12 protein-coding genes and 3 tRNA genes are annotated in these 17,838 nt (G+C 56.3%); 5 read left to right on the top strand and 10 right to left on the bottom strand.

Annotation, left to right across the window (positions count from 1 at the left end; translation table 11 throughout):
• Positions 1 to 126: 126 nt before the first annotated feature.
• The 4 genes from DC3_RS18400 to DC3_RS18415 form a co-directional block, all read right to left on the bottom strand.
• Positions 127 to 201: transfer RNA gene (locus tag DC3_RS18400), tRNA-Thr, on the bottom strand.
• 5 nt (positions 202 to 206) lie between these two features.
• A tRNA-Tyr gene (locus DC3_RS18405) sits at positions 207 to 292 on the bottom strand.
• Positions 293 to 338: 46 nt separating this feature from the next.
• Positions 339 to 414 (bottom strand) — tRNA-Thr (locus DC3_RS18410).
• A 178-nt stretch (positions 415 to 592) separates the two neighbouring features.
• Positions 593 to 1,522: an L-lactate dehydrogenase gene (locus DC3_RS18415; RefSeq protein WP_146886912.1), complete on the bottom strand. Its 930-nt coding sequence runs from the start codon at positions 1,520 to 1,522 to the stop codon at positions 593 to 595.
• A gap of 353 nt (positions 1,523 to 1,875) precedes the next feature.
• Here DC3_RS18415 and DC3_RS18420 point away from each other — a divergent pair, with 353 nt between their 5' ends.
• The 5 genes from DC3_RS18420 (at position 1,876) to DC3_RS18440 (ending at position 9,207) form a co-directional block, all read left to right on the top strand.
• Complete coding sequence (locus tag DC3_RS18420) at positions 1,876 to 3,711, top strand: ABC transporter ATP-binding protein (RefSeq protein WP_146886913.1); 1,836 nt, start codon at positions 1,876 to 1,878, stop codon at positions 3,709 to 3,711.
• The gene (locus DC3_RS18425) at positions 3,708 to 5,564 is read left to right on the top strand and encodes an ABC transporter ATP-binding protein (protein WP_146886915.1); all 1,857 of its coding nucleotides are present in this window, start codon (positions 3,708 to 3,710) and stop codon (positions 5,562 to 5,564) included. The genes DC3_RS18420 and DC3_RS18425 overlap by 4 nt, the downstream gene beginning before the upstream one ends.
• Positions 5,565 to 5,684: 120 nt before the next feature.
• Positions 5,685 to 6,614 (top strand): phosphotransferase, encoded by a 930-nt coding sequence (locus tag DC3_RS18430; RefSeq protein WP_146886917.1) that lies wholly within the window; start codon positions 5,685 to 5,687, stop codon positions 6,612 to 6,614.
• 317 nt (positions 6,615 to 6,931) lie between these two features.
• Positions 6,932 to 7,534, top strand: coding sequence for a TetR/AcrR family transcriptional regulator (locus DC3_RS18435; RefSeq protein ID WP_146886919.1), 603 nt, complete (start codon positions 6,932 to 6,934; stop codon positions 7,532 to 7,534).
• A gap of 233 nt (positions 7,535 to 7,767) precedes the next feature.
• Entirely contained in the window at positions 7,768 to 9,207 is a 1,440-nt protein-coding gene (locus DC3_RS18440; protein WP_146886921.1) for an ATP cone domain-containing protein, read from the top strand.
• A 75-nt stretch (positions 9,208 to 9,282) separates the two neighbouring features.
• Here DC3_RS18440 and DC3_RS18445 read toward each other — a convergent pair whose 3' ends face one another.
• The 6 genes from DC3_RS18445 to DC3_RS18470 form a co-directional block, all read right to left on the bottom strand.
• A complete protein-coding gene (locus DC3_RS18445; RefSeq protein ID WP_146886923.1) occupies positions 9,283 to 10,191 on the bottom strand; it encodes an NAD(P)-dependent oxidoreductase in 909 nt (302 codons plus the stop codon).
• Between the two features lie 58 nt (positions 10,192 to 10,249).
• Positions 10,250 to 10,888 (bottom strand): hypothetical protein, encoded by a 639-nt coding sequence (locus DC3_RS18450; protein WP_146886925.1) that lies wholly within the window; start codon positions 10,886 to 10,888, stop codon positions 10,250 to 10,252.
• Positions 10,889 to 10,959: 71 nt separating this feature from the next.
• Positions 10,960 to 11,550 carry a hypothetical protein gene (locus DC3_RS18455; RefSeq protein WP_146886927.1) on the bottom strand — a complete coding sequence of 197 codons (591 nt, stop codon included), beginning with the start codon at positions 11,548 to 11,550 and terminating at the stop codon, positions 10,960 to 10,962.
• Positions 11,551 to 11,588: 38 nt separating this feature from the next.
• On the bottom strand, positions 11,589 to 12,413 hold the full coding sequence (locus tag DC3_RS18460; RefSeq protein ID WP_186816113.1) for an SDR family NAD(P)-dependent oxidoreductase: 825 nt from the start codon (positions 12,411 to 12,413) through the stop codon (positions 11,589 to 11,591).
• A gap of 140 nt (positions 12,414 to 12,553) precedes the next feature.
• Positions 12,554 to 13,147, bottom strand: coding sequence for a hypothetical protein (locus DC3_RS18465; RefSeq protein ID WP_146886931.1), 594 nt, complete (start codon positions 13,145 to 13,147; stop codon positions 12,554 to 12,556).
• Positions 13,148 to 13,225: 78 nt separating this feature from the next.
• Positions 13,226 to 17,803: a DNA-directed RNA polymerase subunit beta' gene (locus tag DC3_RS18470; RefSeq protein ID WP_146886933.1), complete on the bottom strand. Its 4,578-nt coding sequence runs from the start codon at positions 17,801 to 17,803 to the stop codon at positions 13,226 to 13,228.
• Positions 17,804 to 17,838 lie beyond the last annotated feature (35 nt).

A 17,838-nucleotide genomic window follows, 5' to 3' on the forward strand; every position in this document is an offset into this window, starting at 1 on the left:
AATGGTTCCCACGTTCACGTGGGGCTTGGTGCGTTCAAACGTGCCTTTAGCCATGCTAATTTCCTCCTATATATCATGATGATGTGGCCCGCTCTTCACGGACCCCCCTCATCGAACCAAATTGTTTGGAGCTCGTGGTCGGGATTGAACCGACGACCTCTCCCTTACCAAGGGAGTGCTCTACCACTGAGCTACACGAGCGTTCCTGGTGGGCAGGGCTGGATTCGAACCAGCGAAGGGGAAACCCGTCAGATTTACAGTCTGATGCCTTTGGCCGCTTGGCTACCTACCCGAGTTTTATACCACACTTATCCTACACTACAAACCCGCTTAAGGTTTGGAGCCACCCATCGGAATTGAACCGACAACCTTCCGATTACAAGTCGGGTGCTCTACCAGTTGAGCTAGGGTGGCGACCGTTCCTCTGGGCTTGGAATTCGCTACTGCGCTTTCCGAGGAGGAATAGTAGCATACCACCATAGGGGTGTCAAGCAACATGGGGTCGGGTCACGTTCTGATGTGTTCATGACATGTCTGGACTTTGAGTAGATGCCTGTGTGCAGTGAAAAAAACCAATTGTTTTGAACTGAGTTTAATCATTGAGATACCCCATGGCCTGCCCTGTTGCTTCCTTCAGAACCTCCACGCTTTTCGAGAGTTCAATGGCCTCACGGGTGCTCAGGGGGACCTCCAGGGTTTCTCGAATTCCCTCACCGCCCACAATTCGCGGGAGGGCATAAGCCAGACCGTCACTGTCCGGGGCCGTGACAGAAAGAATGGCCCTGGCGTCCCGGGTGATCACTTCGGTAATGCGAGCAAGGGCCGCACCAATTCCGTAATAGGTGGCCCCTTTGCCTTCAATGATGGTGTAAGCCGCTTTGCGCACCTTCTCGTCAATGTCTTTTCGGGTTTTGTCGTTCCATTCAATGCCCCGTTGCACGCAGTATTCCCCAATGGGAATCCCGGAGATGCTGGCCCCCGACCACGCCAGGACCTCACTGTCACCATGTTCTCCAAGCACGAAAGCATGCACATGCTGTGGATCAATCCCCACATGTTGTCCGACCAGGGCTCGAAAACGGGCAGTGTCCAGGGTTGTGCCTGAGCCCAGCACCCGTCCCTCTGGGAGACCAGCGATTTTTGCAGTCACCGCAGTCAGCACATCCACCGGGTTGGTGGCAACGATCAGAATGGCGTCCTTTGCAGCCTTGACCACCTGGGGCACCATCTCGGCAAAGATTTTCACATTGCGTTCCAGCAGTTGCAGGCGGGTCTCTCCAGGCTTCTGGTTCACCCCTGCGGTCAGGATGACCACTTTTGCATCCGCCAGATCTTTGTAGTTCCCTGCCGTGACCCGCACTGGATGGGTAAAAGGAGTGGCATGCTGGATGTCCTCAGCCTCTGCAAGGGCTTTTTTCTCATTGATGTCCACCAGCACCAGTTCCGTGCAACTGCCCCTCAGGGTGAGGGCGTAAGCTGCTGAGGCACCTACAAAACCTGTTCCGACGATTCCGACTTTCATGGGAGTCTCCTTTCAGGAGGGCAGAAGGCTGAAGGCAGAAAGCAGAAGGCCAGGGGTCGACCAGCAAATGGTTTTTAAGAGTCATTCTGCTTTACAGCAGGCCTATGCTTAAGCTCTGTTTGCCTTCTGCCTTGGCCTTCAGCCTTCTGCCCTTAAAAACATGTCTAAAATCACATTCCTGTGCATGATTATACCGACCTGCTTACACCCAAATATGTCATTCGTTCTATGTTTCTTTTACGTCAAAAGGATTAGACTGACCGCACATGAGCCGTGATAGGCTTTTAAACCCCTGCAAACCCGTCCTGATCGACAAGGCTCTGCGTGGAGCCGCTTTTCCCCTGAGGTGAACAGTGAACCATTTGAAGAAGCTCGCTCCGTACCTGCGCAACCATGCGCGGCAGTACGTGATCGGCGTTCTCGCGGTGCTGGTGTCCAACATCGCTGTCCTGCTTGGTCCCTATGTGGTGAGGCTGGCCATCGATGCCATCAGTGCAGCATTCAAGACGAAATCTGACCTTCCCAACCTGTGGATCTATGCGCTGGGCATTGTGGGAGCCGTGCTGGTGTCTGGAGGTCTGATGCTGCTGGTCCGCAGGCAACTGGTGGTGGCAAGCCGCCAGATGGACTATGAGATCCGGCGTGACATTTTTGCCAACATGACCCACCTCGACAAGTCCTTTTTTGATCGCAGTCGCACCGGAGACATCATGAACCGCCTGACTGCCGACCTGAGCGCTGTTCGCGAGATGCTCGGGTTTGGTGCGTTTCAGGGGGCCTCGGTCATATCGGTGTTTGGGGCTTCGCTGGTGGTGATGTTCAACATTTCTGCGACCCTGACCTGGCTGGTGCTCACGGTGATTCCCATCATGATCATCGTGCTGGCCCTGCTGATGCGCCTGATTGCCAGACGCTACGTCAAAGCCCAGGAGCAGTCTTCCCTGATCAGTGCCAAGGCCCAGGAGAACTTTTCTGGTGTCCGTGTGGTCAAGGGTTATGCCATTGAGGATGTCGAGATCAACGAGTACAAGGCGATGAACGACGAACTCATCAAGCGCAACCTGAAAGTGACCATGGTGGAAGGTCCCCTCTGGGCCTTCCTGAGCATGCTGATGGGGATTGCCTATGTGCTGGTGCTGATCAATGGTGGACGGATGATCCTGAATGGACAGTTGACCATCGGGGAGTTCACCCAGTTCACCATGACCCTGGAGCGCTTCACCTGGCCCATCATGGCTGCCGGGATGATTCTGACCATCACCCAGCGTGGAGCAAGTTCCTGGGAGCGTCTGCTGGAACTGCTGGAAGCAAAACCCGAAATCAAAGACGAGAATGTGGACCGCAGCATCAAGACCCTCAAAGGGGACATTGAATTCAGGGATGTGACGGTCCGCTATGGCAACCGCACCATCCTGAAGAACCTGAACCTGAAAGTCGCTGCAGGCCAGACCCTCGGGATCACTGGAGCCACAGGTTCAGGCAAAACCATCCTGATGCAACTCGTGACCCGCCTGATCGATGCCACTGAAGGGGAGGTCCTGATCGATGGGGTGCCGATCAAGCGCATTCCCTTGCAGGTGCTGCGCTCTCACATCGGGGTGGTCCCTCAGGAGCCTTTCCTTTTCAGCGAGACCATTGCCCAGAACGTTGCTTTCGGGGTGAGCACCAACAACTATCCTGAAATTCCAGTGGGGGTGTCGGTGCTGAAATCTTCTGCCCCTGAGAAGGTGGAGCCTGTCATCGACATGCAGAAGGTCCGCTGGGCAACAGACATCGCTGGTCTGACCAACGACATCGAAGGCTTCCCGAAAGGCTTTGACACCGAGATTGGTGAACGTGGGGTCTCCCTGAGTGGAGGGCAGAAACAGCGCACCGCTCTGGCCCGTGCGATTGCCCGTGAACCCGAAGTGCTGATTCTGGACGACAGCATGAGCGCCGTCGACACCGAAACCGAAGCCCGCATCCTGAGTGGCCTGAAGAAAGTGATGCCCGGCAGAACCGTGATGCTGGTCAGCCACCGGGTGTCCACCCTCCGGCATGCAGATCACATCATCCTGCTGCAGAATGGCGAGATCATCGAGCAGGGCTCCCACGAGGAACTGGTGTCCCTGGGCGGCGAATACGCCGAGCTGGAACGCCTGCAATCCCTGGCCAGCGATCTGGAGAACGAAAAAGAGGTAAATGCATGACCCAGCCTGATGACATCGGGGCCAAGGCCTTTGACTGGGATCTGGTCAAACGGATCTTCACATACCTGAAACCCTACAAGGGTCTGGTGGGTTTCACCATGCTGGCTGCAGTGCTGATGGCCGCTTTGCAGCCCTACTTCGGGGTGTTGCAGAGAAATGCCATTGACTGTTATCTGGCTCCCACCCACTCTGCCAATTGTGCCAATGTGGGCAGCACCACAGAGGCCCTTTATCAGGGTGTGGTGCAGATTGGCCTCCTTTACCTGGGCCTCAAGGTCTTTGAGTTCCTGTTCAAGTACGGCTTCACCTATGCCCTGAACTGGATCGGTCAGCATGTGCTTTACGACATCCGCAGTGACATCTTCAGCAAACTGCAGAGGTTGCATCTCGGGTACTTCGACAAGAACCCTGTGGGCCGTCTGATCACCCGTGTGACCAGTGATGTGGACGCCATCAACCAGTTCATCACCAACGGTCTTTCGGCCCTGGTGACCTCAACCCTGCTGATCATTGCCTACGTGGTGATCATGCTGGCCCTCAGCTGGAAACTGGCCCTGGTGTCCTTTGTGGTGCTGCCCATCCTGTACTGGGCCTCTGCGTACTTCCGGGGCAAGATGCGGATTTCCTCGCGGGATGTGAGGATCAAACAGGCCATTGTGAACACCCAGCTCAACGAGAACATCACCGGGATGCTGACGGTGCAGCTTTTTAACCGTGAAGGGCGCAACCAGGCCAAATTTGACCTTGCCAACCGTGCATTTCTGGGTGGGATGCTGGAAAACGTCAAATGGTTCTCCCTGTACATGCCCACCGTGTCCCTGCTCTCCAACGTGGCCATGGCCCTGGTGATCTGGTACGGCGGACGGGAAATCCTGGAAGGCCAGGGCATCACCCTGGGTCTGCTGATTGCTTTCACGGCATGGATCACCCAGCTTTTCCAGCCGATTCAGGATCTTGCAGATGTGTTCACCAACATGCAGATGGCGATGGCCAGTGCAGAACGCATTTTCGGGGTGCTGGACACCGATGAGGAAATCAAAGATCCTGCCCAGCCCAAAACGGTGGAGAGCTTCAAAGGGGATGTGCATTTTCAGAATGTCTGGTTTGCCTATGACAGCTCAACCCCTGCAGATGCACCTGAAAAAGACGACCGCTGGATTCTGAGGGGCATTGACCTGCACATCAAACCCGGTGAGAGTGTTGCCCTGGTGGGGGCCACCGGAGCAGGAAAGACCAGCATCATCTCCCTGGTGTCCCGTTTTTACGACATCCAGAAGGGGAGTGTGAAGGTGGATGGGATCGATGTGCGGGAGTACAGCCAGCACAGTCTGAGAAAGCACATTGGCGTGGTGCTGCAGGATGTGTTCCTGTTCGCCGGGACCATCGAGAGCAACCTGCGTCTGGGCAATGAAGCCATTCCGATGGAACGCATCATCAACGCATGCAAATACGTCGGGGTGCATGAGTTCATCATGTCTTTGCCAGATGGATACCAGAGTGAAGTGCGTGAGCGTGGAGCCACCCTCTCCACAGGACAGAAGCAACTTCTGGCCTTTGCCCGTGCCCTGATCCAGAACCCGGACATCCTGCTGGTGCTTGATGAGGCCACCGCAAGTGTGGACACCGAGACCGAACTGCTGATCCAGGACTCTCTGGCGAAACTGATGCAGGGACGCACCAGCATCATCATTGCGCACAGGCTTTCCACCATCGAACACTGTGACCGCATCATCGTGATGCGCAAAGGCAAGATTGTGGAGCAGGGCAGTCACAGAGAACTGCTGGTGAAAGGTGGCTACTACGCCAAATTGCACCAGTTGCAGTATTCTGGCCATGCCATGAGTGCAGATTGAGGATGTTACAAAGCTGAAAGCAGGGTCATGTACCCTGCTTTTTTGTTCTGAAAACGTAAAGTATCATTTGTGGGATGGGGACTGTTTTCCCTGAAAAACAGCTTTTAGGATGAGACAAAGATGATTGCTGAAGACACCATACGCCTGCTCAGAGAGACCGCCAGTGTGCTGGTCACGGACCGTCCTGTCGCGAGGATTGAAGAGGGGGCCATTTTGCAGGGCCGCTCTGGAGCCACTGTGGGCCGATACAAGATTTCTCCAGAAGGGGAGAGGTCTTTCACACTGGTGACCAAGGAAGCAGGCGTGGTTGAAAGGCGGGTGCTGCAACGCCTGCAACAGCAGGGGCAGGCCGTTCCCAGAAGCCACATCCGGGATGTGCAGTCTTTGCTCCCCTTGACCATTGCCATGGAGGACATCCGTGGCGAGCACCGTCCAGAAGTGCTGTCCTACATTGACCCGGAAGTGCAGCGCAATGAAGCTGCGGCCCTGGCCGCCATTCATGCCCGCAATCTGCGTCAGGAGGCTGAACTGGCCTGGCTTCCCAAGGTGGACTGGAACTTTCTCACCCAGAGCCTGGAGAAGTGGTGGCGTGGACCGTGGCACAAGGTCATGCAGATTCCAGAATTCCGGCGCACTTTTGCCAGCTACATTCCCCGGGTGGAGTCTGCAGCAGATAAGATGCTCATTGAAGTGGCAAGCCTGAATCAGGATTACCGGAACCTGACCCTGATTCACAATGACCTGTGCCCGGCCAATGTGCTGGTGACGCCGGAGAAGCAGGTTTTCTTTCTGGACTGGCAGGAGGCAAGGTATGGGTCTTTTTACATGGACCTGCCGCCCCACATGCCCACTTTTGAGAGCACTGCACCTTACCGCCGGGCCCTGGTGCGTGAAGGGGTCAGTGTGTCGCTGAGCGAATTCAGGGACAAGTACCGGGTGGCCTGTCATTACGCTGGATTTGCCAACATGTGGTCTGCCCTCTCTGCCTGGAAAAGGAACCCTTCAGAAGAAGCTTATGTGCGGCACTGGTTCAACCTGATTCTGTGCTGATCTGGTCCAGGCACATTCTGTTGCCATCGGAATTTGTTCGTTCTCTGTCCTTACATTTGATTCTTTGACCGGGATCAACAATTTGTGAAACATACTTTCACTTGGAAGGGCAGCAGCGCGAGATTTTCGGGTGATTTTTGGACTCAGAGTTCAAGCATGTCTATACATTTTAGACTCGGTCTTTTCTTGAACTCAAGTCAAAAAAACCTGATGACCACGGAAGAGTTGCTGTACGCCATCTGTCAGATCAGGCTGAATCACAGCTGAGCTAGAGAACAAGATTTTCATGAAATTGGAGACGCGCTACAATTCTTGACATGGAGCCGATCACCTTACGGGAACGCCAGAAAGAACGACGCCGTAACCGCATTTACGCCGTGGCCATTGACCTCTTCAAGCGCAATGGTTTTCAACAAACCACCGCCACCGACATTGCAAAAGGTGCTCACGTCTCCAGAGGCACATTCTTCAATTACTACCCCTACAAAGAAGCCGTTCTGCTCGACTACGGGGCAGAACTTGTCGATACCCTTGCAGATCAGGCGGAGAGGCACCTGCAAAATGGCGTCACTCCGGAGCAGGTTCTGCAGGACACCTTCAAGCAGCTCGCAGCTTTCTGCATCAAAGACCGGGACCTGTTCCCCCCTCTGGCCTACGAGGTCCTGAACCCCGATCCAGAGCGTGCCCGCACAGCTTATCAGGCCCTTCCCCTCTCCAAGGTGATCGAGATGTGCCTGCGACCCCTCAAGGACCAGAACCGCCTCAGGGAAGACCTCTCGCTGGAACGCATGTGCAACCTCATCGCAGACACCTTCCTGATGGTTGCGCTGCGCTGGAGTGCCTACAACTCTGAAGGGGACCTGGAACAGGAACTGAAAAAATCCCTTTCCCTGATGCTCGAAGGGGTGTTCAGGAGGTAGTTGACACCGGTCAGCCATCAGCGATCAGCAAGTAAAAAACATGCCAGTTCAGAAAGTCTCTGTCTGGCGTGTTCTGTTTGGAGACGGATTGAGGATGGAAAGGGAAAGGCGACTGCAGGAGACCATGGCCTGTGCCTGAGCGTCAAAAGCTGACTGCTTGCTGTGAAGGCTGACCGCTTTCCCCAATTGATGTAGAATTCAGGTCTAATCCACGTGCAAAGGACAGACAGGCAATGCGCAAGATTTTCATCAGCAGTGGGAAGCACCAGTGGCCGTTTTCAAAAGGGCTGGTGGTCGAATCCCTCCTGAATGTCGGCATTGACCAGGATGCAGCGACCGCCATTGCTCGCAGTGTGGAACAGTACATCCGCAACAAGAAGAAACGCAACGTTACCCCGGAAGAACTCAAGGACATGGTCACCGAGTTCACCCGCAAACGGCTGGGCAAGAAGTACGCAGACCAGTTCACCCACCAGATCCCCACTTTCACGGACATCAATGTGCAGGATCAGAGTGGCCTCAAACTCCCGTTCTCCAGAGGGATTCTGGCACGCAGTCTGGAAGTGGCCAGGCTCACCCCCAGACAGGCCTATGAGACTGCCAAGGAAGTGGACCGCAGGCTGCGCATGAAGGGTGTGGAGGAGATCACCTCTGCCGAAATTGAGGCCCTCACTGAAGATGTGCTGGAAGAAACGGTGGGTGCGGCCGGGCGTTCTGCGTACCGCGACAGGTACCACTCCACCGGAGCCCTGATGGTTCAGGACCCCAGTGGCCTGATGTATCCCTTTTCCAAGGGCATTCTGGCCCAATCCCTGCTTGCCACAGGCCTCACCTCTCTGGTGGCCCACCGAATTGCCCGCGACACCGAACTGCAACTCCGGGAACTCCGGCTCAAGAGCGTCACCCGTGCCCAGATCCGGCATGAAGTGGAACAGGCCCTGATCCGTGAAGTCGGAGAGGACATCGCCCTCAGGTACCGCCTGATGCGGGTGATTCGCAATCCAGAACGTCCGTTGGTGGTGCTGGTGGGAGGGGTCTCGGGAACAGGGAAGAGCTACATCGCAGCCGAGATTGCCTACCGTCTGGGCATCACCCGTGTGGTGTCCACCGACTCCATCCGCGAGGTGATGCGGGCCATGATCAGTCCCCAGCTCACCCCAACCCTGCATGCCAGCACCTTCGAAGCCTGGCAGAGCCTGCTGGGTCCAGACGATGACCGGGAACTCCCCACCGAGGAGCAACTCCTTCAGGGCTTCCGTGAGCAGGTGCAGCAGGTCAGTCTGGGCATCCATGCCATCATCCAGCGGGCCATCAAGGAGAACACCAGCATTGTGCTGGAAGGGGTGCACATTGTCCCAGGATACTTCGGCATGATTCAGGAACCTGGAGCGCTGTTCATTCCGATGCTGATGGCCCTGCCAGACGAAGAAGCCCACAGATCCCGCTTCTACAGCCGCGATCAGGAAACCCACCAGCTCAGGCCCAAACAGCGCTACCTCAACCACTTTCTGGAAATCCGTGCCTTGCAGGACTACATCATGGGACTGGCTGAAAAAACCAGTGTTCCCATTCTGCAGTCCGACGGGCAGGACCGCAACGTGGAGCAGGCCATGGAAGTGATTGCCAACAGGGTGCTTCAGAGCGTGCCGATTGGGATGCCGCAACGCCGTTGACCCCCACCTCGCTCGTTACACTCGCCTTCCTCCCCCTGAGGGGGAGGACCTGTCGAAGACAGCGGAGGGGAAACCTCAGGGGGAAGACCTGTCGAAGACAGCGGAGGGGGCACTGGAGAGGGTTACTCCAGCCCAGTGTTCCAGCATCTTCACCACTGCAGTGTGATCCTCACTGGCCCCTATGGTGTCCCTGGCGGCACGGTACAGGCTCTCGGTGATGGCAAAGAGGGGTGTTGGGGCTCCTGCTGATCTGGACACATCCAGCGCAATTCCAGCATCTTTGGCGAGCAGCCCCAGTGCAAAAGTGGCTGGAAATTCGCGGGTCAGGACACGCTGGGGAATCAGGTTCTGGGTGGCGTTGCTGCGCCCACTGCTGACATTGATGACTTCCAGCGCGGCCTCAAGGTCCACCCCCATTTTTGCCAGAGCCACCAGACCCTCACCTGCAGAAAGCAGGTTGATGGCCAGCAGCATGTTGTTGATGGCCTTCACAGCATGACCGGAGCCCACCTTGCCCACATGGACCACTTTGCCAGCAAAGGTGGAAAGAACTTCACGAACCTGTTCAATGGATTCAGCCGGGCCACCGATCATCACGCTGAGGGCACCATTGATGGCCCCTGCTGTGCCTCCACTCACAGGTGCATCCAGATAGGTCACCTGATGCTCCGCAAGGGTCTGGGCCACATCCAGGCTCTTCACCGGGTCACCTGATGTGCAGTCCACCCACAAAGACCCAGGTTTCAGGAAGAACAGCACCTGATTGAGCACCTGGATCACTTCTGATGTGGTGGGAAGGCAGGTGAAGATCACATCCACATCTTTCAGCCCTGAAAAGTCCTCAAGCACCTGACTTTTGAATTCAGCAGCATGCTGCCGGGCTTTTTCTGCGGTACGGTTCCAGACCAGGGTTTCAAAACGCTGACTGAGGTGACCTGCCATGGGGTAGCCCATTGCACCCAGACCAATAAAAGCGGTTTTCATGGGGCCAGACTAACATGACAGGTCACTTTGTCCGAGGGGTTGTCCTCACAAGCCGGGTTCAATTTTGCAGGTCAAAGAGGATGTACAGGTTCTTCAGGGGGCCAGGCAGGTCTGCATCTTCAAACAGGTTCACCATGGCCTTCATGTCCTGAATGTGGTACTTGAAGTACAGCTTGTTCTCGTACAGGTCGATGATGTCCTGATGGACGATTTCTTCAAAACGGCCCCTGAAATCTGCATGGCTTTCATAATGAATCGCCATGATCAGGCTGATCAGGGTGCGCCGGGTGATGTACAGGTGGGGATCATGTGAGTGCAGGTAGTCCCGCACAATGTCGGTGATTTTTCTCAGGGCCTCGCTGTACTCGTGGAACTGCAACTGGGTCTGCTGCTGGATGAACTGGATCAGGGTGTTGCTGCGCAGGGCCTCACTGAATTCGGGAAGGTGAATGGCTGTGCTCAGGTATTCTTCACCGCTCAGGTCGGCACGGTAATGGTGCACCCAGATGAAAAGCACCTGATTGTGAAAGGAGCTCTTCAGGGTGAACATGTGCTGTTTCCGGGCATTGCTCCCCAGATGCACCTCATTCTCGGTGACCTGCAGGATGTCGAGATCCATTTTCTGCTGCATGAACACGGCCATGGCCATGACGGGATCACTGATTCTGTCCAGGGGGATGGTCTGCAATATCTTCATGGCAACCTCGCCTCACTCTACATCAAGAGCATGAAAGCGATTGCCTGTCAGGGGCTTGACGACCCTTGCAGTCAGCCGTGATACACATGGTGCTCAGGACTGCTCACCCACAGCATGTTGCCCTGCACAAAGCGCTCCAGTGAATCCAGCACATCCCATCCCCAGCGTCTGAAAACATACTCTCCCTGGAAGCTGGACATGCTGTAGATGGCAGACTGGCTGTCCATGAAAGCATCGAAAACCTCCAGACCATAAGCGAAGGGAGTGAGTTGGGGGTTCAGGTGCAGGTAATTTTCCAGATTCAGCGAACCGTATCCCACAGGAGCCAGGGTTTCCCCCATCAGTTGCTGTCCGAGTTGCAGCATGTCGGAGATGATGTAGCCGTAATCATCCACAATCTGCAGGGTAAAACTGGATTCGGTGTTCCAGCCTCCCAGCCTGAAAGGGCCCTTGAAATGGAACTGCAGGTTTCCGGCAAGCTCAAAAGCACGGACTGCGTTCAGGTAGGCATTCCCAATCCGGAACCCATTTCGGGTGAATTTGACGATGGCTTCATCGTAGAGTGCAATGGCCCGGGTGCGGTCGAGCCTGGACTGGACCTGCTCTCCGTGCTGTGAGGCAAATCCGCCAAGCTGATCCCATGCGATCTGGTGCAGTTCCATGCTGCCTCCAGTCTAGACCGCTCAAGGTTACCAAAGTCTTACCTTGAGCGGACTTCCAGGGTGTTGATCCACTTCAGAGACAGGTCCCACAGGGCATCCTGATTCTGGGGATCCCGGGCGTATGCAGGGGCCTGAATGGGTTTTTTCAGGTGCCAGAACTGACCATTGCTCTGGATGTACCTGGGTTCCAGAACAATTTCACTGAAGGCTGCAGCGGTTTTTTCTGGCGAACCTGAAACCAGCGATCCCATGATTCGAATGAAAGGACTGGCTTCCCTGAGCAAATCTGAGCGCACCAGACCGGGATGCAGGGCATGGGAGGTGACCCCTGCCCGTCCGAGCTTGAACGCAAAAAGCAGGTTTGCCATCTTGGTGGCCCCAAAAGCATTCAGGGCGTTGAACCTGCGTTCTCCCATCGGGTCCTGAAAGTCAATGCGGGTGGTGGAGGGGGCTGTGACGGTCAATATTCTGGAGCCACGGGTCTGGTGAAGGGTCTCAAACAGCACCTTGGTGAGCATGAAAGGGGCCAGATGGTTCACTGCAAACATGGTTTCCAGTCCGTCACCTGTGAGGGTGCGCGTGGATTTAAATACAGCAGCATTGTGAATCAGGGCATGCAATTCAGCAAGGTCTTTCTGGATTTCCAGAGCGGTCTTTTTCAATGCCCCAAGGTCGGTGAAGTCCACCACGAAAGTTTTGACCTCTGCCTGAGCAGACTCCTGTCTGATCTGGTTTTTTACGGTTTCCAGCTTTTCCTGATTGCGGGCCAGCAGAATCAGGTGACATCCCTGTCTGGCAAGGACTCGGGCGGTGGCACTGCCAATGGCTCCTGTGGCTCCGGTGATGAGGACCGTCTGGTTCATGGGCACTCCTTGCATGAGGGTTATCTAAGAGTGTAACGAATTTGCAAGAGGTGCACAATCCTGCTTAAAAAACAGAAAGACCAGATGCATTTCTGAAATAGGTTTTAAGATGGGCCAAACAGAATTCTGAAAATTTGCACTTAAGGCCACTTTGATGGATGTCTTAAGGTCACAGGGTCATATTTTAAAGACCATACTGCCTCCAACCAGGCGCTGATATCAGAACCAGAAACATACTTGCCCGTAGGGTTGCCACCAGCAGCGTATTCGTCTCTGATGGACTCCATCTTTGAAGAGACATTTCTGATGTCTGTCAGGATACCACTGGCTAACGTCAGTTCCATGACTTTTCTGAATTTCCAGGGACGCTGGAATCCACTGTTGACTGACAATCCTGCGATGCTCTCCTGACAGATCAACAGTCCTCCTGAATATGTCAGTGGGTGCGAAAGATTCTCATACACATGACCGATCAGATGAGGCTGACTTGAAGGCTTTGGCAAGTGACCGAGCAAAACCTGATCCATTGAAAAAAGGTCAGCTTCAAGGCCATCAAAAATCAATTGGTCGCCCTGCAAACCAAAAGTGGTCAGATAACCCCTGGTCCATGCAGAGCAGCCATATGTTTTCAGGTCATCCACCAAGCCATCAGGAAGCAACGGTGGATTTTCTACACCCTGAATGGTCCATTTTTGATTTTCAAAAATAAAGACATCTGGAACCTGACTGGTCATGATCTCACTTTAGCACCGCTCCTCAACAACAAAAAACCTCCCCCAATTGGGGGAGGAAAGCAAAGCAAGGTGGGGAGCTTAATCAGCCAGACCAGGTTGGATTCCGGTGTCCGTGCGACTTGAAGGGGTTCTTTCCTGCTCCACGCTGGGTTTGGCGTAGCGTTCCAGGGTGCGGGCGTCTGCGATCTGCAGCTTGCGCACCAGGTCGAGGCCGGTTCCGGCGGGAATGAGTTTCCCGAGGATCACGTTTTCCTTCAGACCGATCAGTTCGTCCACGCGGCCTGCGATGGAAGCCTCGGTGAGCACGTGGGTGGTGTGCTGGAAGCTTGCAGCGGAGAGCCAGCTCTGGGTGGAGAGGCTGGACTTGGTGATGCCGAGCAGCACGGGTTTCCAGCTTGCGGGGGTCTGACCTTCTGCGAGGGTGTCGTTGAGGCCGTCCACTTCCTGACGCTCCACAACCTGACCTTCGAGGAGGTCGGTGTCGCCACCGTCGGTGACTTCCACGAACTTGAGCATCTGGCGCACGATGATCTCGATGTGCTTGTCGTGCACCTTCACGCCCTGGTTGCGGTACACACGCTGAACTTCGTCCACGAGGTACTGCTCGGTGGCCTGGGTCCCTTTGAACTCGAGGAGTTCGTGGGGGTTGATGGCACCACGGGTGAGGGGCTGACCTGCTTCGACACGGTCCCCATCGCGCACGATCATGCGGTACTGGTCACGGTCGATCTTGATGGCGGTCTTGCTGCTGAAGGCCTCGTCGTCGGCCTGGATTTTCACCAGGTAACGGTCTTCTTCTTCAACAATCTGGGCCACACCATCGCGGTCGGCAAGCACGGCTTTGACCTTGGGCTTGCGGCCTTCGAACAGTTCAATCACGCGGGGAAGACCCAGGGTGATGTCGCTTCCACCTGCCACACCACCGGTGTGGAAGGTACGCATGGTGAGCTGGGTACCAGGTTCACCGATGGACTCTGCAGCGACCACACCGACAGCCTCACCCAGAGACACAGTCTTGGCCTGGGACAGGTCGTAACCGTAGCACTTCTGGCACACACCGCTCTTAACGCGGCAGTTGAGGGGAGTGCGGACGTAGACTTCCTTGATCTCCTCGGTGTTTTTCACCAGGATGCGGAGGTCTTCCACAGAGAGCATGTGTCCGGTGGGCAGGCTCAGGTTGGAGGAATCCAGATCCATGGCCAGGGTGCGGCCATACAGGCTGGTTTCGATCTCGCTGGTCTTGCGGGCGGTCCACTTGCCGGAGCGGTCGTCGTAGTGACCCACAGCGACCACGCTGTAGTCGGTGGTTTCGCAGTCCTCGTCGCGCACAACCACTTCGTGGGCCACGTCCACCAGTTTACGGGTGAGGTAACCGGAGTCAGCGGTACGCAGAGCGGTGTCTGCACCCCCTTTACGGGCACCGTGGGTGGAGATGAAGTACTCCAGAACGGTCAGACCTTCACGGAAGCTCGCCTTGATGGGCACAGGGTAGGTGCTGCCGTCAGGTCGAGCCATCAGACCGCGCATCCCGGCCAGCTGACGGATCTGCTGGGGGTTACCACGGGCACCGGACTGGGACATGATCCACAGGGGGTTGAAGGGGTAGTTCTGCTCGAAGTTTTTGAACACTGCGTTCTTCACGCGGTCGGTGGTTTCGTTCCACAGCTGGATGACCTGCTTGTAGCGTTCCTCTTCGGTGAGGAAGCCCATGTCGGCCATGGTGTTGATTTCGTCCAGCTTTTCGTCGGCCTCGGCAATGATCTCGGCTTTCTGGCCAGGGATCACCACGTCGTCGATGCCGATGGTCACACCGGAGGTGGTGGACAGCTTGAAGCCGGAGTCTTTCAAGGCATCCAGCAAACGGGCGGTTTTCTCCACACCGAGGCGCTTGAAGGAATCGACAATGATGTCCCTCAGGGCGTCTTTTTCGTAGACGGTGTGGATGTTCATCAGGTTCTCGGGAACGGTGGTGCCGTCCTCGGACACGGCCTCTGCAACGATGTTGTAGAAGAACACGCGGCCAGCGGTGGTTTCCTCGAGTTTCCCTTTGAAGCGGATGCGCACGTGGTCCTGCATGTCGATCTCGCCGCGTTCAACAGCGTGGAGGGCTTCCTCGGGGCTGGAGAACACGTACTTGATGCGACCTGCACTGGTGTCCTTGCCGCGCAGCTTGATGGGGCTGTTCAGGTTGATCTGACCAGATTCCAGGGCTGAGAGCACATCAGCAGGAGAATCGAATTCGCTGCCTGCACCGAGGTTGTCGGTGCGAATCTGGGTCAGGGTGAAGATCCCCAGAATGATGTCACGGGAAGGTTTGACGTTGGGCTCACCGTGTGCAGGGGAGAGCAGGTTGTGGGCAGACAGCATCTGGATGCGGGCCTCGGCCTGCGCCTGGGCAGACAGGGGCACGTGGATGGCCATCTGGTCACCGTCGAAGTCGGCGTTGAAGGCTTCACAGACCAGGGGGTGAAGCTGGATGGATTGACCTTCCACCAGCACAGGCTCGAAAGCCTGAATCCCCAGACGGTGCAGGGTGGGTGCGCGGTTCAGCAGCACCACTTTGTCTTCAATCACTTCTTCGAGGGCGTCCCACACGCTGTCACGGGTGTCGCGGTAACGTTCCAGCATCTTGCGGGCCTGCTTGATGTTGGAGACTTCACCTTTCTCTTCGAGCACCTTGAACAGGAAGGGCTTGAAGAGTTCGAGCGCCATACGCTTGGGCACACCGCACTGGTGCAGACGCAGCTGGGGACCGACCACAATCACGGAACGACCGGAGTAGTCCACACGCTTACCCAGCAGGTTCTGACGGAAGCGACCCTGTTTACCACCGAGCAGGTCGGTGAGGGAGCGCAGCGCACGTTCAGAGCCGGGGTTGGTCACGGGGGTGCCACGGCGTCCGTTGTCGATCAGCGCGTCCACAGCTTCCTGCAGCATGCGCTTCTCGTTGCGGATGATCATGTCTGGAGCGCCCTGTTGCATCAGCTTCTTCAGACGGTTGTTTCTGTTGATCAGGCGACGGTACAGGTCGTTGAGGTCGGAGGTCGCAAAGCGTCCACCGTCCACCTGAACCATGGGGCGCAGATCCGGGGGCATCACAGGCACGGTGGCCAGGATCATCCAGCTGGGGTTGTTGCCACTCCTCACGAAGGAACGGGCCACTTCCAGACGTTTTCTGGCCTTGGCGCGCTTGTGGCGGCTGGAGTCCTTCATCTGTTCGGCCAGTTCGGCTTCCAGGGTGGGGAGGTCCAGATCGTCCAGCAGTTCCTTGATGGCTTCGGCACCCATCTTGGCGGTGAAGTCGTAGGACTCGATGATGCGCACTTGCTGGCGCACCAGGTCGATTTCCACGCGACCGGAGATTTCGCTCTTCACGCGGCCATCGTCGGCGAGGTCATCACCGGGGGCCACGCGGTCACCGTTCACCACGAGGGGTTCATCGTTGTAGGGGTAGACGCGGGCTTTGGAGACCACGACGGAAGCAGGCTGGTGCAGGTAGACCGTACCGTCTGCTTCGGCGTAGATTTCCTCTTCCTCGTCGATGGCCCCGACCACTTTCTGACCGGAGACCACTTCGGTGCCGTCCCCGACCAGGAAGTGCATGCTGGGCTTCACATCGTAGGAGGCGATGCGGGTCCAGTTCACGGTCACTTCGGTCAGGCCGGACTTCTTCCTGGTGCCCACACCGCTCAGGTTGCTGACGCGGCTGGTGCGCAGGGTCTTGCCAGCGGCTGCCTTGGCGAGCAGGGTGCCTTCCTCGACAATTTCACCGTGGGCCACGAAAACTTCGGTGCCGTGGGGAACGTACAGGGTGGCCAGGATCTTGTTGTTGGGGTCCTTGATTTCGATCAGGACGCTGTCCTCACCGAGGTCGGTCACAAAAGCGGTTCCGGCCACAGGAGCGGTCAGTTCGAAATCGGCGGTCAGGTCGGCCAGAATTTCACCAGCGCGGAAGGCGTCCATGTCCACGAGGCTGCCTGCGGGCAGGTTCAGCTGGGCCACTTTGCTTTCGCGGTAGTGAATTTCAGTGCGGCGGGGGAAGCGGTACTGGGCCAGACCGTCAATGCGGCTCACCACATTGCCAGCCAGCACCTGACCCTTGGTCACGTACTCGCCGTCGCGCACTTCGGCTTCGGTTCCAGCAGGAATCCCGTAGGTTTCCTGACGGCCATAACGCAGTTCGCGGTACTCTTCATCGGAGAGCAGTTCGCCACGCTTGAGGGGGCGACCATCGCGCATGGCGTTCTGGGGATCAATCACGATGAACTTGCTGAAGTACAGCACCTGCTCCAGCTGGTTCGCCGTCAGGTCGAGCAAGGTACCGATCTTGGAGGGGGTGTCCTTCACGTACCAGATGTGGGCGCAGGGGGTGGCGAGGTCAATGTGACCCATGCGGTAACGACGGACGACACTCTTGGTGACTTCCACGCCGCATCGTTCACAGACTTTGCCTTCGTAGCGCTGTCTCTTGTACTTCCCGCAGGCGCACTCGTAGTCCTTGGTGGGACCAAAGATCCGCTCGTCGAACAGACCTTCACGCTCGGGGCGCAGGGTGCGGTAGTTGATGGTTTCAGGTTTCTCGACCTCTCCGAAGGACCAATCTCTGATCTTCTCGGGGCTGGCCAGAGCAATTCTGACTTTTTTGAAGTCTTTCACTGAATCTCCTTGGTTGAAAGATTCCGACTGGTCCG

This window comes from Deinococcus cellulosilyticus NBRC 106333 = KACC 11606 (assembly GCF_007990775.1).
Taxonomy (GTDB): Bacteria; Deinococcota; Deinococci; order Deinococcales; family Deinococcaceae; genus Deinococcus_C; species Deinococcus_C cellulosilyticus.

Bases quoted from the DNA above. Each gene is read 5' to 3' on its own strand.
- DC3_RS18415 (WP_146886912.1), bottom strand. From the start codon at position 1,522: ATGAAAGTCGGAATCGTCGGAACAGGTTTTGTAGGTGCCTCAGCAGCT.
- DC3_RS18450 (WP_146886925.1), bottom strand. From the start codon at position 10,888: ATGAAGATATTGCAGACCATCCCCCTGGACAGAATCAGTGATCCCGTC.
- DC3_RS18460 (WP_186816113.1), bottom strand. From the start codon at position 12,413: ATGAACCAGACGGTCCTCATCACCGGAGCCACAGGAGCCATTGGCAGT.
- DC3_RS18435 (WP_146886919.1), top strand. From the start codon at position 6,932: ATGGAGCCGATCACCTTACGGGAACGCCAGAAAGAACGACGCCGTAAC.
- DC3_RS18465 (WP_146886931.1), bottom strand. From the start codon at position 13,147: ATGACCAGTCAGGTTCCAGATGTCTTTATTTTTGAAAATCAAAAATGG.
- DC3_RS18440 (WP_146886921.1), top strand. From the start codon at position 7,768: ATGCGCAAGATTTTCATCAGCAGTGGGAAGCACCAGTGGCCGTTTTCA.
- DC3_RS18425 (WP_146886915.1), top strand. From the start codon at position 3,708: ATGACCCAGCCTGATGACATCGGGGCCAAGGCCTTTGACTGGGATCTG.
- DC3_RS18430 (WP_146886917.1), top strand. From the start codon at position 5,685: ATGATTGCTGAAGACACCATACGCCTGCTCAGAGAGACCGCCAGTGTG.
- DC3_RS18445 (WP_146886923.1), bottom strand. From the start codon at position 10,191: ATGAAAACCGCTTTTATTGGTCTGGGTGCAATGGGCTACCCCATGGCA.
- DC3_RS18455 (WP_146886927.1), bottom strand. From the start codon at position 11,550: ATGGAACTGCACCAGATCGCATGGGATCAGCTTGGCGGATTTGCCTCA.